Here is a 13,399-nt window from a genome sequence, read left to right as displayed (position 1 = left end):
GGACCCGGGCGCTGCCCCGGCTGATCTGCCCGCGGCCTTCAAAACAATACGCAGGGAGGAAAGGATGCGCATTCGCTTCCAGGCTTGCTACCGCCATCTCAACACCGCATCGCTGCTGCTGCCGCTGGTGCTCGCCGGCTGCGGCGGCGTGCCGCTGACCGGCGAACCGGTCCCGGAGCAGGCGCGCGCGACCCCTACGAGGAAATCGTCGCCGCTGCCGGCTCTTCCGCCGGCGGGCTCCGGTCGCGGCGGCTACTACAAGGACGACGGGCCGGGCGACGCGCCGCCCGAAGGTCTGCTCGATACCCCCGACGCCGAACCCCGGGTGGAACCGTATGCGTCCCGCGGCAACAAGCCCTATGTCGTGTTCGGCAAGTCGTACACCCCGATCACCGACGAGCGTCCCTTCAAGCAGCGCGGCGTGGGCAGCTGGTACGGCCGCAAGTTCCACGGCCAGAAGACTTCGTCTGGCGAGATCTATGACATGTACAAGATGACGGCCGCGCATCCGACATTGCCGATACCTTCGTACGTGCGCGTCACCAACGTCGCCAACGGCAAGCAGGTGATCGTGCGGGTCAACGACCGCGGGCCGTTCCATTCCGGGCGCATCATCGACCTGTCCTATACCGCCGCGCTGAAGCTCGGCTATCTCGGCAAGGGCAGCAGCGAGCTCGAGGTCGAGCGCCTCCTGCCCGAGCAGATCGCGCAGATCAATGCCGAGCGCGGGCAGATCGCGCTGAAGCAGCCCGAATCGGCGCCGGCACCGGCCTCCGCCGGCCAGCCCGTCGAGGTCATTGCGGTGGCAGCGGGCAGCGTGACAAGCGGGATCGAGACCCGTCCGCTGCCGCTGGCGCAGATCATTCCGGCTGCGCAGCCCTTGCCGGCCGCGGCGCAGCCCGCAAGCCCTTCGGCATCGGCGTCCGCAATGCCGGCGGCCACGCCCGGTTTCTACGTGCAGCTGGGAGCGTACTCGCGCCAGGCCAACGCCGAAGCGGCTCGCGCGCGGCATCAGGAAGCCCGGCCCAGTGGCGTGCCGGCGGTCGAGGTGATCGAGTCGGGCGGATTGTTCCGGCTTGCCGCGGGACCGTATGCCTCCCGCGCAGAAGCCGCTGCAGCCGCGGCGCAGCTGCAATCGGGCAGCGCCGGGCGTCCGGTGATTACCCAGCGCTGAGCCTGCGCTACTGTCCGCCCTTCATCGCCAGTGCCTGTTCGTACAGTGCGTTCTTCTTCTGGCCGGTGATACGGGCGGCGAGTGCGGCAGCCTGCTTGACGCTGCATTCCTCCAGCAGGATCGCGAGGATGCGCTCCGCTTCCCGCTCGTCCTCTTCCACCGCCTCCGCGGCGCCGTCAACCAGCAGCACATACTCGCCCTTGCCGCGGTTGGCGTCGGCCGCCAGCCAGGCCGCCGCATCGCCGAGCGGGCAGCGATGGATCTCCTCGAACAGCTTGGTCAGCTCGCGCGCGAAGACGACCTGCCGCTGCGGCCCGAAGACGTCCAGCAGGGCGGCGGTCGTGTCGGCGATGCGATGGGGCGCCTCATACAGCACCAGTGTCACCTGCACCGACGCCAGGTGTTGCAGCGACGTCTCGCGCTGCTTCGCCTTCGCAGGCAGGAAACCGACGAACAGGAAGCGGTCCTGCAGCAGGCCGCTGGCGGACAGGGCGGCGACAGCGGCAGACGGGCCGGGCAGGGGCGACACGCGCAGGCCGGCGGCGCGGACGGCATCCACGATGCGCGCACCCGGATCGGACACGGCAGGCGTGCCGGCATCCGACACCAGCGCGACACGCTGTCCGGCCTGCAGCCGACCGATGATACGTTCCGCGGCTTCGCGCTCATTGTGCTCGTGCGCGGCAAGCAGTTCCTTGGAAAGGCCGTAGCGCGACAGCAGATGGCCGGTGTTGCGCGTGTCCTCGCAGGCGACCACGTCAGCGAGGGCGAGCGCATTGATAGCCCGCAACGTGATATCGCCCGCGTTTCCGATGGGGGTGGCCACCACATATAATGTCGCGGTCGGATAAGCCTGCTGCGACACTTCCTGCAACAGTGCATCGAAGGAGGGCGCGGCGGAATGAGAAGGCGTCATAAGGAGAGGGCAATGGGAAGCCGATGGGCGAATGGAATGCTGGTGGCGTGTCTGCTGAGCGGATTTTGCCTGCCCGTGCTGGCAAACACAACCGGCCTGCCGGTATCCCGCAATCCGCAGCTGCTGGCGCAGACCGACCTGGCGCTTCCCCCGGTGCCGTCTCCGCTGGTCGATCTGCCGATGGTACGCATCGCGCTGCTGCTGCCGACCCAGTCCGATTCCCTGCGCGGCGCCGCGGAGATGGTGCGGGCCGGCTTCCAGGCCGGCTTCGACCGCGAGCCCGACGGCGTCGATGTGCAGCTGGTCGAGACCGGCGACGCGCCGCAGGACGTGCTGTCCGGGTTCAATGCGGCGAGCGTGGAGCACGACATCGTGGTCGGCCCCTTGTCGCGCACCGGCGTGACGGCTGTCGCGCAGAGCGGCCTGCTGCAGCGACCGACGATTGCCTTGAATTCCCCCGATACCTCGGGCGAGGTGCCTCTTGTGCTGCCGCCGCAGATGCTGCCGATCGGCCTGTCGATCGAGGACGAGGCGCGACAGGTCGCGGGCTGGGCCGCCACGCAGCACCCGCGCGCACGCGCGCTGGTGGTCTTTACCGGCGCCGCCTGGCAACGCCGCGCGGCCCGCGCGTTCGAACAGCAATGGCAGCAGCTCGGCCGCGAAAGCGAGCCGGTCGAACTGGTGTCGAACGACGGTTACGTCAACGCCAGCCCGCTGCTGCAGTTCAAGATGCAGCAGCAGGATGCGCCGACCCTCATCTTCGCCGCGCTCGACGCCCGGCAGGCGCGCCAGATCCGCTCGCTGATGGGGCCGGAAATGCCGCTGTACGGTACCTCCCAGCTCAACCCGGTTGCGTTGCCGCTGGCAGGGGCTGCCGAGATCATGACCGACATGGACGGCGTGCGCCTGCTCGATATTCCCTGGCAGCTGCAACCCGACCATCCTGCGGTCATGTCCTATCCGGTCCTGCCTCCGCTGCCGGGCCAGATGCGCAGCGCCGACCTCGAGCGCCTGTACGCGCTCGGCATCGATGCCTACCGCATCGCGCACGAGATCGCGATGCAGCGCCGCCGATTCGAGATAGACGGCGTGACCGGACGGCTCGGTGTCAGCCTGGAGGACGCCGGCGCCCGATTCACCCGTATCGCCGAGAAGGCGATCTACCGCAACGGCACCGTCGTGCCGCTGCAAAACGGCCGCTAGTGGGCTTGCTGGCCGCCTTCCGCACCGCGAAGCAGCGTGAAGGCGATGCTGCCGAGGAGAGGGCGCTGCGCTACCTCGAACAGCAGGGCATGCAACTGGTCGAGCGCAATTTCCGTTGCAAGGGCGGCGAGATCGACCTGATCGTGCAATCCGGCCCGACCCTGGTCTTCGTCGAGGTGCGGAAGCGCGCCGACACCCGTTACGGCGGCGCCGCCGCCAGCATCACCCCACGCAAGCAGGGCCGCATCCTGCTCGCGGCGCAGGTTTTCCTGCAGCGCTACCGCCAGCCCCCGCCGTGCCGGGTCGACGTGGTGGCGGTCGACGGCGACTCGCTGCGCTGGCTGCCCAATGCGATAGAGGCCTGAGGCCAATGCTGCCATTGCTTAAAGGCAAAGACCAGTGCTTGCGCCGCGACCCCCTTTTGTGAGTGCTCTATAATTCCACGCATCATGACAAACCGACGCATCCAGGCGCACTTCCAGGAAAGTGCCGACCTGAAGACACGGTCCGCAGCGCTGTTGGCGGAACCAATCCTTGAGGCCGTGCAACTTATGTTCACGGCCTTGTCTAACGGAAACAAGATCCTGGCATGCGGGAACGGCGGATCGGCCGCCGACTGCCAGCACTTCGCCGCGGAACTGGTGGGGCGCTTCGAGCGCGAACGCCTGCCGCTGCCGGCGCTGGCGCTGACGACCGACACTTCCATCCTGACCGCGGTCGGCAACGACTACGCGTTCAACGACATCTTCAGCAAGCAGGTGCAGGCGTTCGGCCAGTCGGGCGATATCCTGCTGGCGCTGTCGACGTCGGGCAATTCGGCCAACGTGCTGGCCGCGGTGGAAGCAGCGCTGGAGCGCGACATGCGGGTGGTGGCGCTGACCGGCAAGGGCGGCGGCGAGATCGGCAAGCGATTGACGGATGCCGATGTCCATATCTGCGTGCCGCACGACCGCACGGCCCGCATCCAGGAAGTACACCTGTTGACGATACATTGTTTATGCGACGGCATCGACGTCGCCTTGTTTGGGGAGGATATGCATGAATAACCGGACGCGCTTCACCCGTCCTGCAGCAAAGGCACTGCTGTGTGCCGCGATGGTCGCCAGCCTCGCAGGCTGTGTCGAAATGGCGGTGGGCAGCGCCGTACTCGGCACGCTGGCGGCGACCGACCGCCGCACTTTCGGTGCGCAGACCGAAGACAAGGCCATCGTGTTCAAGGGCGAGACGCGGATACCGAGCCTGGTCGGCAATGCCGGCCACGTCAACGTCACCAGCTTCAACCGCAAGGTGCTGCTGACCGGCGAGGTGCGCGACGAGCAGATGAAGGCCGCGGTCGAACGGGAGGCGACGGCGATCGAAGGCGTGCAGTCGGTCGTCAACGACCTCGAGATCATGCCGGTGTCCAGCTTCGGTTCTCGCTCCAACGACACCCTGATCACCGGCAAGGTCAAGGCGGCATTCGTCGACGCGAAGGACCTGTACGCGAATTCGATCAAGGTCGTCACCGAACGCGGCGTGGTCTACCTGATGGGCAGGGTCACCGAGCGCGAAGGCCAGCGCGCGGCCGACATCACCCGCGGCATCGGCGGCGTGACCAAGGTGGTCAAGGTGTTCGAGTACATCAGCGAGGACGACCTGCGGCAGTTGACGCGCAGCGCGGACACGAGCCAGCCGAAGTAGGAATTCCCCGCCGGGATATTTCCTGGTGGATGCTATAGTAGGCCGCGGATCAATGCGATCCGCGGCCTTTTTTTTGCGCCACATTCATTCGGAGGAAAACATGACCGGAGCCATCATCACCGCCGGCATCGTGCTGTTGATCGTGTTCTGGGCGGTGGGCGCCTACAACCGCCTGGTCAGCCTGCGCAACCAGTTCAAGAATGCATTCGCGCAGATTGATGTCCAGCTCAAGCGCCGCTACGACCTGATTCCCAACCTGGTCGAAACCGCGCGCGGCTACATGAAGCATGAACGCGAGACGCTGGAAGCGGTGATCGAGGCGCGCAACCAGGCCGTCGGCGCCAATGCGAAAGCCGCGGCCGATCCCGGCGACACCGCCGCGCTGCGCCGGATGGCCGCCGCCGACGGTGCGCTGGACGCCACGCTCGGCAAGATGTTCGCGCTGTCGGAATCCTACCCGGACCTGAAGGCCAACCAGAACATGTTGCAGCTCACCGAGGAGCTCACCAGCACCGAGAACAGGATCGCCTTCGCGCGCCAGGCCTACAACGACGGCGTCATGGAATACAACACCGCGCGCGAGCAGTTCCCCGGTTCTGTCATCGCCGCCATGTTCGCATTCACCGCGGGGCAGTTGCTGGAGGCGACCGCATCCCCGGAAGAACGCCAGCCGGTCAAGGTCGCGTTCTGATCGGCAACCCGAGCGTGACGCTGCAATGAATTTCTTTGCGGAGCAGGAGCATGCGCGGCGGCTGACACGCAAGCTGGTGTTCCTGTTCGCGCTGTCGGTGCTCGCCATCGTCGCCGCGGTGAACGCGGTGCTGGCGCTGGCGTGGAGCTGGACCCAGACCGGCGCCGTGTTGGGCATGCATGACTACCCGCGCGGCTTTTTCGCCACCAACACCGGCGTGACGCTGGCGCTGATCGGCGCCGGCACCCTGATCGAGATGTTCAACCTGCGCGACGGGGGCGAAGCCGTCGCCAGGATGGCCGGCGGCAGGCCGGTTCCCGGTAACGCGACCGACCTGCAGGAGCGCCGCCTGCTCAACGTCGTCGAGGAAATGGCGATCGCGGCAGGCATTGCGGTGCCGCGTGTCTACCTGCTGGACCGGGAGGAATCGATCAATGCCTTCGCCGCCGGCTACAACCGCGACGAGGCGGTCGTCGCGGTCACCCGCGGCGCGCTCACCCGGTTGACACGCGACGAGCTGCAGGGCGTCGTCGGCCATGAATTCAGCCATATCCTGAACGGCGACATGCGGCTCAATATCCGTCTCATCGGCCTGCTGTTCGGCATACAGATGCTCGCCGGTTTCGGCCGCCATCTGATGGATTTCGGCAGCTACAGCTGGAGCGGACGCGTGCCGCACCGCAAGGGGCCGCCGTTGCGCATCATGCTGTTCCTGACCGGCGCGGGCATGCTCGCCGTCGGCTACATCGGCGTCTTCTTTGGCCGAATGATCAAGGCGGCGGTCTCGCGCCAGCGCGAATTCCTTGCCGATGCCAGCGCGGTGCAGTTCACCCGCAGCGCCGACGGCCTCGGCGGCGCCCTGCGCAAGATCGCCGGTCTCTCGCGCAGCATGCACCCCGGCTCCCGCATCGAGCACCCCAATGCCGAACAGCTTTCCCACCTGTTCCTGGGCGCACCGCGCCCAGGGCTGGCAAGCAGGTGGCTGGCGACGCATCCACCGATAGAGGAGCGGCTGCGCCGGATCTACGGCAGGCGGGTGTCACCGATGGACGCCCCGGTGCTGCCGCCGCCGGTCGCGCAGCCGGTGGATCTTCCCGATATTCCTTTTGAACCGGCGGCACTTGCCGTCGCTGCCGCCGCCGTTGCTGTTGCTGCGCCGCCGGCAAGCGCGGCGTCGACGCGCCTGGCGCCCGCACTGGATGCCGCGTTGCGCGAGCCGGAAGCCGCCTGCGCGCTGGTGCACGCACTGCTGCTCGACGGCGCTGACCCGACCGCCCGGCTGGAAGCATTCGCGCCTCGCGACGCCGCGCTGCGCCGGCACCTGGCGTCGCAGATTGCGTTGCTGCCCAAAAGCGCGCGCCTGCCGCTGCTCGACCTCGCCATGCCGGCATTGCGGCAACTGGATGCCGCGCAGAAGGAGGACCTGCTTCGCGGTGTCGAGCGCCTGATTGTCGCCGACCACCGCCGCACGCTTGCAGAATTCGTGCTGCAGTCGGTGCTGACCCGCCGCCTGTCACCCGGCGCCGGACGCGCGGTGCCGGTGCGCTATCCGTCGCTGTCAGCGATCAGGCAGGAATGCATCGTGCTGCTGTCGCTGGTGGCGCAGACGGCTGCCGCCGCACGTCGCGCCGATGCCGCAAGCCTGTTTGCCGGCGCCGCGGCGCTGCTCGCGGAACCTGGTTTGTCATCTGCCGATCTGATGCCTGTTTCCCGCCTCGATTACCGGCGTATCGACACGGCGCTGGAGCACGCGCACCAGCTGGCGCCGCTATCCAAGCCCGCACTCGTCAAGGCGCTGCTGGCCGCAGCGGGAAGCGGGATGCCGCTGCCGCTGTCCTGCGCGGACTTGTTGCGCGGCATTTGCGCTGCACTGGAGGCGCCGGTCCCTGACGCCGTCGCCCGGAGCTATCCCCACTTCCACTGGCAAGGTCCATCATGAACAGAAGAAACCTCCTCAAGTTAGTTGCCGGCATGGCGCCGGTCCTGATGCTGCCCGCGCTCGCGAGCGCCGACGAGCCGGTGAAAGTGGTCTATCACCTGACCGAAGGCATCGACCAGGCCGCGCGCGCGATGGGCAATATCCGCAACCACTTGCGCGCGGAGCCGGACACGAAAGTCGTGGTCGTGACGAACGGCGACGGTATCCGGTTTCTGCTGAACGGCGCGCGCGAGCGCAACGGCAAGCCCTTCGATGCGCAGGTTGCGGCATTGGCGCAGCAGGGCGTCGAGTTCCGTGTGTGCAAGAACACCCTCACTGCGCACGACGTCCCGGTCGCGCAGCTGCTGCCGGAGGCAAGGCTGGTGACATCGGGCGTGGTGGAAGCGGCAAGGCTGCAGGCGAAAGAGGGTTACGCTTATCTGCGACCGTAAAGACGGACGCCGGGCGCAAGTCCTATAATGCGTCTGTCCTCCGGTTTTTCCACTGATACTCAGGCTGTCCTCCAATGCAAGCAGAAATAGCAAGCTCCCGTACCCGCAACATCGTCAAGGCGCTGATCGCGGCCGCCGTGGTCGCGATCGCGGTGGTCGGCTACCTTTCGCTGGCGGGTGCCAAGACGGCGCCCGATGTCACGTTCAGCAGCATCACCGGCGAGAAGGTGCCGATGCAGAGCCTGCGCGGCAAGGTGGTGATGGTGAACTTCTGGGCGACCAGCTGCGTCACCTGCGTCAAGGAGATGCCGGCGATGGTCGAGACCTACAACAAATACAAGGACCAGGGCCTCGACTTCGTCGCCGTGGCAATGAGCTACGATCCCGCCAACTATGTGCTGAACTATGCGGAGACCCGCAAGCTGCCGTTCAAGGTGGCGCTGGACACCCAGGGCGATGTGGCGAAGTCGTTCGGCGACGTCCAGCTGACCCCGACCACCTTCGTCATCGACAAGGACGGCAGGATCATCAGGCGCTACGTCGGCGAGCCGGATTTCGCCGCCCTGCACCAGTTGCTGGAGAAAGCACTGGCTGCCTGATCCGGCCTGATGCCGACCCGGCCCGCAAGAAAAAACGCCTCCACATGGAGGCGTTTTTCGTTGTTCTTCCGGCGGCAGTTCCTGGCGCCGGTGTCAGTGCGTGAGCGCCCGCGGGAGTGCGTCCGCCGGCTGTTGCGGGGCGCGCGCGTCGCGCCATGTTCCGCGCGCGACCGGTTGCTCGTGGCCGCTGATCAACAGCGTCACCCTGGTCAGCCATTTCTGGGTTGGCGCCGGGTGCACGTACGGCGCGTGCAGCAACGCAAGGACACTGAGCGACAGGCGCAGCGGCGTGAATACGTGACCGCGCAGCGTGGTGCTGGCGATCCAGAGAAAGCCGACGCTGACGGATGCGCCCAGCAGCCAGCCGAATGCGATCTCCGACACCGAATGCGCATGCAAGGCGACCCGCGACACGCCGACCAGCATGCCGAAGGCGAGGCCGGTAAGTGCGCCGAGCGCACGCAAGCCACGAGGCGCCTTTTCCAGCATCAGGTAGAACAGTACCGGCAAGACTGCAGTGGCGCGCATTGCATGCCCGCTGAATCCGGCGAAGTCGATCGCGCGTATGCCGATGCCCCACCCGATGAAGGCAATCTTGGTGGCGACGACGATGCCCATCCCCACGGTGAACAGCATGCTCCACCAGAAGGCGAGCCGCTGTTCGCCTTCGGCGAGCAGCCAGGCGGCAATCGCCACGGCGGCAAAGGCGGTGATCGTGAGATCGCCAAAGTGCGTGATTTCGGTCCAGGAGATCATGGCTGCAGGTAAGGCAGAGGTCTATGCGAGAAGTTCGGGTGCAGTTGTAACCGGGTTTTTACGATCCGATCCGGATCAAAGGCTTGACGCGTGACGCGCGGCTGCAGCACTGGTGCACTGCAGCACGCGCCGAAGATGCCATTGTGTTGGATTTGCGGCGGGGCCGTTCCACTTAAATCAAACCGGCGATGGCCGTTGCAGCCTGCGACAACGCGCGGCGGCGTTCAGACTACACCGGCGTTATGGGCCTGCAGGTCCGCATGATAGGAGCTGCGCACCATCGCTCCGACCGCCGCATGGACGAAGCCCATCTTGTAGGCTTCATCCTCGAACATGCGGAAGGTGTCCGGATGCACGTAGCGCCGCACCGGGAGGTGGTCGCCGGACGGCATCAGGTACTGGCCGATGGTCAGCATCGTGACGCCGTGCTCGCGCAGGTCGCGCATCACCTGCAGGATCTCGTCGTCGGTCTCGCCCAGGCCGACCATCAGGCCGGACTTGGTCGGCACTTCGGGGTGCAGGTCCTTGAAGCGCTTGAGCAGGCCCAGCGAATACTGGTAGTCCGAGCCGGGCCGGGCTTCCTTGTACAGGCGCGGCACCGTCTCGAGGTTGTGGTTCATGACGTCCGGCGGCGCCGCCTTCAAAATCTCGAGCGCACGATCCATGCGGCCGCGGAAATCGGGGGTCAGGATCTCGATCCGGGTCTGCGGCGACAGCGCGCGAACGCGGCGGATGCAGTCGGTGAAGTGTCCGGCGCCGCCGTCGCGCAGGTCGTCACGGTCAACGGAGGTGATCACCACGTAGTTGAGGCGCAGCGCCGCGATGGTCTTGGCCAGGTTTGCGGGTTCGTCCGGATCGAGCGGGTCCGGGCGGCCGTGGCCGACGTCGCAGAACGGGCAGCGGCGCGTGCACTTGTCGCCCATGATCATGAAGGTCGCCGTGCCCTTGCCAAAGCATTCGCCGATGTTGGGGCAGCTCGCTTCCTCGCACACGGTGACCAGCTTGTTCTGGCGAAGGATGTCCTTGATCTCGTAGAAGCGCGTCGACGGCGACGCCGCCTTCACCCGGATCCAGTCCGGTTTCGGCAGCCGCTCGGCAGGTACGATCTTGATCGGGATACGCGCGGTCTTGCCGGCGCCCTTCTGCTTTTCAGCGGGGTTGTAGGAGGCCGCGACAGGATCTGCGGGCAGGGCAACGGGGGCTTTTTCGGTGGTCATCCGGTTCGCTTTCTTCGCCTGCCGCTTCGGCGTGGCGATAGGCGCGTCTCACGCCGTGATTAAATCGATCAGGTTGCGGGCCAGTGCCTGTTGCACTTCGGGCAACGGCACCTCGACGCCGGCGGTTTTCATGTCCACCGTCTGCAGCCCTTCATAGCCGCAGGGATTGATCCATGAGAATGGCGCAAGATCCATTGCCACGTTCAGCGACACGCCGTGGTAGGTGCAGCCGTTGCCGCGGATCTTGAGCCCGAGCGCGGCGATCTTTGCGCCCTTGAAGCTGCCGTCGGCCATGTAGATGCCCGGCGCGCCGGCCTTGCGTTCACCCGCCAGATTATACGCCCGCAGGGTGTTCACGACCGACTGTTCGATCGTGTGCACGAACTCCCGGGCGAACAGCCGGGCCCCGCGCCGGCGGCGCAGGTCCATCAGCAGGTAGAGCACCACCTGTCCCGGGCCGTGGTAGGTGACTTCGCCACCCCGGTCGGTCTGTATCACGGGGATGCCGTGGGCATCGAGCACGTGCCCGGCGTCCGCGCCGAGGCCGAGGGTGTATACCGGCGGATGTTCGACGATCCAGAGTTCGTCCCGGGTTCCCGCATCGCGCGCCGCGGTGAACGCACGCATGGCGTCGAAGGTCGCCTGGTAGGACTCGGTGCCGCGGTCGATCAGGGCGGGCGTCTGCATCGGCGAGTCAGAGTGGGATGGTGTAAAAATGGTGCTGGTCCTTGTGGGGTGAATTGTCGATCACCTTGAGAATGGTCGCGTCGATCTCTCCCGCCTGCGGATCGAACAGGCCGCACAGCCGCATTGCCTTGCGCACGTCGATGTTCGTGCCGAGGAACTCGAATACTACCCGCGCGCAGGCGATAGCGCGTTGGTTGCCGGACGAGACGCCCAGCATCAGGCCGGACAGCCGCGCCACCTTGTTGCGGTAGGTCGGGAACAGGATGGTCTGCGCGATTTCGTTGCCGGTGAGGGATTCATAGTCGACCAGAAAGATGCGGTCGTTCAGGTAGAAGGTGCTGCCCACGTACTTGCACTTGTAGGTCTCGTCCAGGTTCGCATGCTGCGGGAAGCGCTCCAGCCGCTCATGGTAGACCGCCCCGTCATGGCTGAAGATGTGCACGAGCCCGCGCAGCACCTTGCCCGGCGCGCTCATCGAATGGTAGTACTCGTAGTAGTAGCCGAGATACTTGTCGAACCGGCCGTTGGTCTGGTGCTGGAGGCGGGCGATGTGACTGGCGTAGACGGCCCGCTCGGTGCGCTGTCGCGGGCGCACCTGCACGATCTGGTGGAAATGCTCGCGCGGAAGATAAATCTCGGCCGGCTCGACGCCGAAGAAATCGCAGATCCGCTCCAGGGTATGGCTCGACGGCTTGCTGGTGCCGTTGAGGTAGCGGTTGAACTGCGCCCGGTTGATGTTGAGCTTGCGGCAGACGTCGGCCACCGAACGGTAGTAGCTGCACAGCATGCGCAGGTTCTCGCAGAATTCCCGCTGGCCCGCAAGGATGCCCTTGTCCAATGCCGTTGGCATTGCCCGTCCTTTCGAAGAAGTATCAGTCTGATGCTAGTTGTCGCTATTTTAGCATCAAGGAGAATCTAGTCGCGTCAGGTAGCGAAATGGCATTCCCCGGGGATTGCTCCTAAAGTTGCGAACCAGTTGTGGCAGCTCTTTCAACAAAAGAGCGCAATCCCGGGACAGGGAAAAACAATATAAGAAAGCCACAACCGAGCTGACCCTGCAGCAGGGGAGGCCGGCCAAAAACCGGACCGTCTCCGCCGCGGTGCAACCTCAAAAAGGAGACTGGATGACACACGATTACCTTCTGGGCAATGCGGCTTTGCATGAGCGCTTCTTTGCCACCACCGAAATCCTCGCAAAAATGGTCACGCGCGCCCCGCGTGCAATCAGCATTACCCAGCTTGAAGCGGAAACCGGCCGGCCTGCGCGTGAACTCGGCAAGCTGTGCCATGCGCTCGGCCGTGCCGGCATCGTCCGCCAGGACGAGCAGGCCGCCGACAAATGGGCCGTCGTCGGCGATCCCAGCCAGGTGACGCTGGAAGACGTGTTCCGCTGCATCCTCGAGCAGCAGTCGCCGACCCGTGCCGAAGGCCGGACGGAACGGGCGGCGAGCGATGTCGACCTGGTGGTGATGCAGGCGATGATCGCGATCAACCAGAGCGTCTTCACGCAGTTGCGCCGCTTTTCTCTCGACCGGGTAAAAGCCAGTGCCGGCGGCAGTTTTCCAACGCATCGCCGGCAGCCGGTGCGACGCTTCGACGAGGAACTCGACACTCCCCTTTCCGGCCGCGAGGCCGTTCTCGATTCGCCCGTGCACCTGGCGGCATAGGCGACTTTTTGCAGTACCTTCACTTCGTACAATCCCTCAAGGAGAAAACAACATGTTCACGACAAAAATGATTCCGTTGGCGGGTGCGATTGCATTTGCCTTCGCAGGTGCTGCATCGGCCCAGGAACAGGTGATCCGCATCGGCCACGTCGGCCCGATCTCCGGCCCGATCGCCCACCTCGGCAAGGACAATGAAAACGGCGCCCGCATGGCGATCGACGAGCTCAACGCCAAGGGCATGACGATCGGCGGCAAGAAGGTGAAGTTTGAACTGCTGGCAGAAGACGACGCCGCCGACCCGAAGCAGGGCACCGCCGCTGCACAGAAGCTGGTTGACGCCAAGGTCCAGGGCGTGATCGGCCACCTGAACTCCGGCACCACCATCCCGGCATCGAAGATCTACCACGACGCAGGCATTCCGCAGATCTCCCCGTCCGCC

16 protein-coding genes are annotated in these 13,399 nt (G+C 65.7%); 11 read left to right on the top strand and 5 right to left on the bottom strand.

Annotation, left to right across the window (positions count from 1 at the left end):
* Nucleotides 1-64: 64 nt before the first annotated feature.
* A complete protein-coding gene (locus VIM12_RS01020; protein ID WP_331939743.1) occupies nt 65-1,174 on the top strand; it encodes a septal ring lytic transglycosylase RlpA family protein in 1,110 nt (369 codons plus the stop codon).
* A 7-nt stretch (nt 1,175-1,181) separates the two neighbouring features.
* Here VIM12_RS01020 and rsmI read toward each other — a convergent pair whose 3' ends face one another.
* Complete coding sequence (rsmI, locus tag VIM12_RS01015; RefSeq protein WP_331939742.1) at nt 1,182-2,090, bottom strand: 16S rRNA (cytidine(1402)-2'-O)-methyltransferase; 909 nt, start codon at nt 2,088-2,090, stop codon at nt 1,182-1,184.
* A gap of 75 nt (nt 2,091-2,165) precedes the next feature.
* Between rsmI and VIM12_RS01010 the strand changes: the two genes are divergently transcribed.
* The 8 genes from VIM12_RS01010 to VIM12_RS00975 all read left to right on the top strand — a co-directional run bounded on the left by VIM12_RS01010 (nt 2,166) and on the right by VIM12_RS00975 (nt 8,633).
* On the top strand, nt 2,166-3,293 hold the full coding sequence (locus VIM12_RS01010) for a penicillin-binding protein activator (protein WP_331939741.1): 1,128 nt from the start codon (nt 2,166-2,168) through the stop codon (nt 3,291-3,293).
* Complete coding sequence (locus VIM12_RS01005) at nt 3,293-3,658, top strand: YraN family protein (RefSeq protein ID WP_331939740.1); 366 nt, start codon at nt 3,293-3,295, stop codon at nt 3,656-3,658. Before VIM12_RS01010 ends, VIM12_RS01005 begins: the two co-directional genes overlap by 1 nt.
* Before the next feature lie 84 nt (nt 3,659-3,742).
* Nucleotides 3,743-4,339 (top strand): phosphoheptose isomerase, encoded by a 597-nt coding sequence (locus tag VIM12_RS01000; RefSeq protein WP_331939739.1) that lies wholly within the window; start codon nt 3,743-3,745, stop codon nt 4,337-4,339.
* Nucleotides 4,332-4,973: a BON domain-containing protein gene (locus VIM12_RS00995; RefSeq protein ID WP_331939738.1), complete on the top strand. Its 642-nt coding sequence runs from the start codon at nt 4,332-4,334 to the stop codon at nt 4,971-4,973. Before VIM12_RS01000 ends, VIM12_RS00995 begins: the two co-directional genes overlap by 8 nt.
* 100 nt (nt 4,974-5,073) lie before the next feature.
* Nucleotides 5,074-5,664: a LemA family protein gene (locus tag VIM12_RS00990; RefSeq protein ID WP_331939737.1), complete on the top strand. Its 591-nt coding sequence runs from the start codon at nt 5,074-5,076 to the stop codon at nt 5,662-5,664.
* A gap of 25 nt (nt 5,665-5,689) precedes the next feature.
* Nucleotides 5,690-7,603 carry a M48 family metallopeptidase gene (locus tag VIM12_RS00985; RefSeq protein ID WP_331939736.1) on the top strand — a complete coding sequence of 638 codons (1,914 nt, stop codon included), beginning with the start codon at nt 5,690-5,692 and terminating at the stop codon, nt 7,601-7,603.
* Nucleotides 7,600-8,034 carry a DsrE family protein gene (locus tag VIM12_RS00980; RefSeq protein ID WP_414691732.1) on the top strand — a complete coding sequence of 145 codons (435 nt, stop codon included), beginning with the start codon at nt 7,600-7,602 and terminating at the stop codon, nt 8,032-8,034. The genes VIM12_RS00985 and VIM12_RS00980 overlap by 4 nt, the downstream gene beginning before the upstream one ends.
* Nucleotides 8,035-8,108: 74 nt before the next feature.
* Nucleotides 8,109-8,633, top strand: coding sequence for a TlpA disulfide reductase family protein (locus VIM12_RS00975; protein ID WP_331939735.1), 525 nt, complete (start codon nt 8,109-8,111; stop codon nt 8,631-8,633).
* 93 nt (nt 8,634-8,726) lie between these two features.
* On the opposite strand, the gene VIM12_RS00970 is transcribed toward VIM12_RS00975, so the two are convergent.
* From VIM12_RS00970 to VIM12_RS00955, 4 genes are all read right to left on the bottom strand, one after another.
* Nucleotides 8,727-9,389, bottom strand: a complete 663-nt coding sequence (locus VIM12_RS00970; protein WP_331939734.1) for a phosphatase PAP2 family protein — start codon at nt 9,387-9,389, stop codon at nt 8,727-8,729.
* A 224-nt stretch (nt 9,390-9,613) separates the two neighbouring features.
* Nucleotides 9,614-10,606, bottom strand: coding sequence for a lipoyl synthase (lipA, locus tag VIM12_RS00965; protein WP_331939733.1), 993 nt, complete (start codon nt 10,604-10,606; stop codon nt 9,614-9,616).
* Nucleotides 10,607-10,654: 48 nt separating this feature from the next.
* A complete protein-coding gene (gene lipB / locus VIM12_RS00960) occupies nt 10,655-11,293 on the bottom strand; it encodes a lipoyl(octanoyl) transferase LipB (RefSeq protein WP_331939732.1) in 639 nt (212 codons plus the stop codon).
* 7 nt (nt 11,294-11,300) lie between these two features.
* A complete protein-coding gene (locus VIM12_RS00955; RefSeq protein ID WP_414691737.1) occupies nt 11,301-12,080 on the bottom strand; it encodes a helix-turn-helix domain-containing protein in 780 nt (259 codons plus the stop codon).
* 337 nt (nt 12,081-12,417) lie between these two features.
* Between VIM12_RS00955 and VIM12_RS00950 the strand changes: the two genes are divergently transcribed.
* On the top strand, nt 12,418-12,960 hold the full coding sequence (locus VIM12_RS00950) for an Rrf2 family transcriptional regulator (RefSeq protein WP_331939730.1): 543 nt from the start codon (nt 12,418-12,420) through the stop codon (nt 12,958-12,960).
* Between the two features lie 52 nt (nt 12,961-13,012).
* Nucleotides 13,013-13,399 (top strand): branched-chain amino acid ABC transporter substrate-binding protein (locus VIM12_RS00945; protein WP_331939729.1); only part of this gene is annotated, 387 nt, incomplete at its 3' end.

Source organism: Noviherbaspirillum sp., from assembly GCF_036563305.1.
In the GTDB taxonomy this organism is placed as follows: domain Bacteria; phylum Pseudomonadota; class Gammaproteobacteria; order Burkholderiales; family Burkholderiaceae_D; genus Noviherbaspirillum.
The sequence above is the reverse complement of the archived record's forward strand: the minus strand, read 5'-3'. Positions and strand labels throughout refer to the sequence as shown.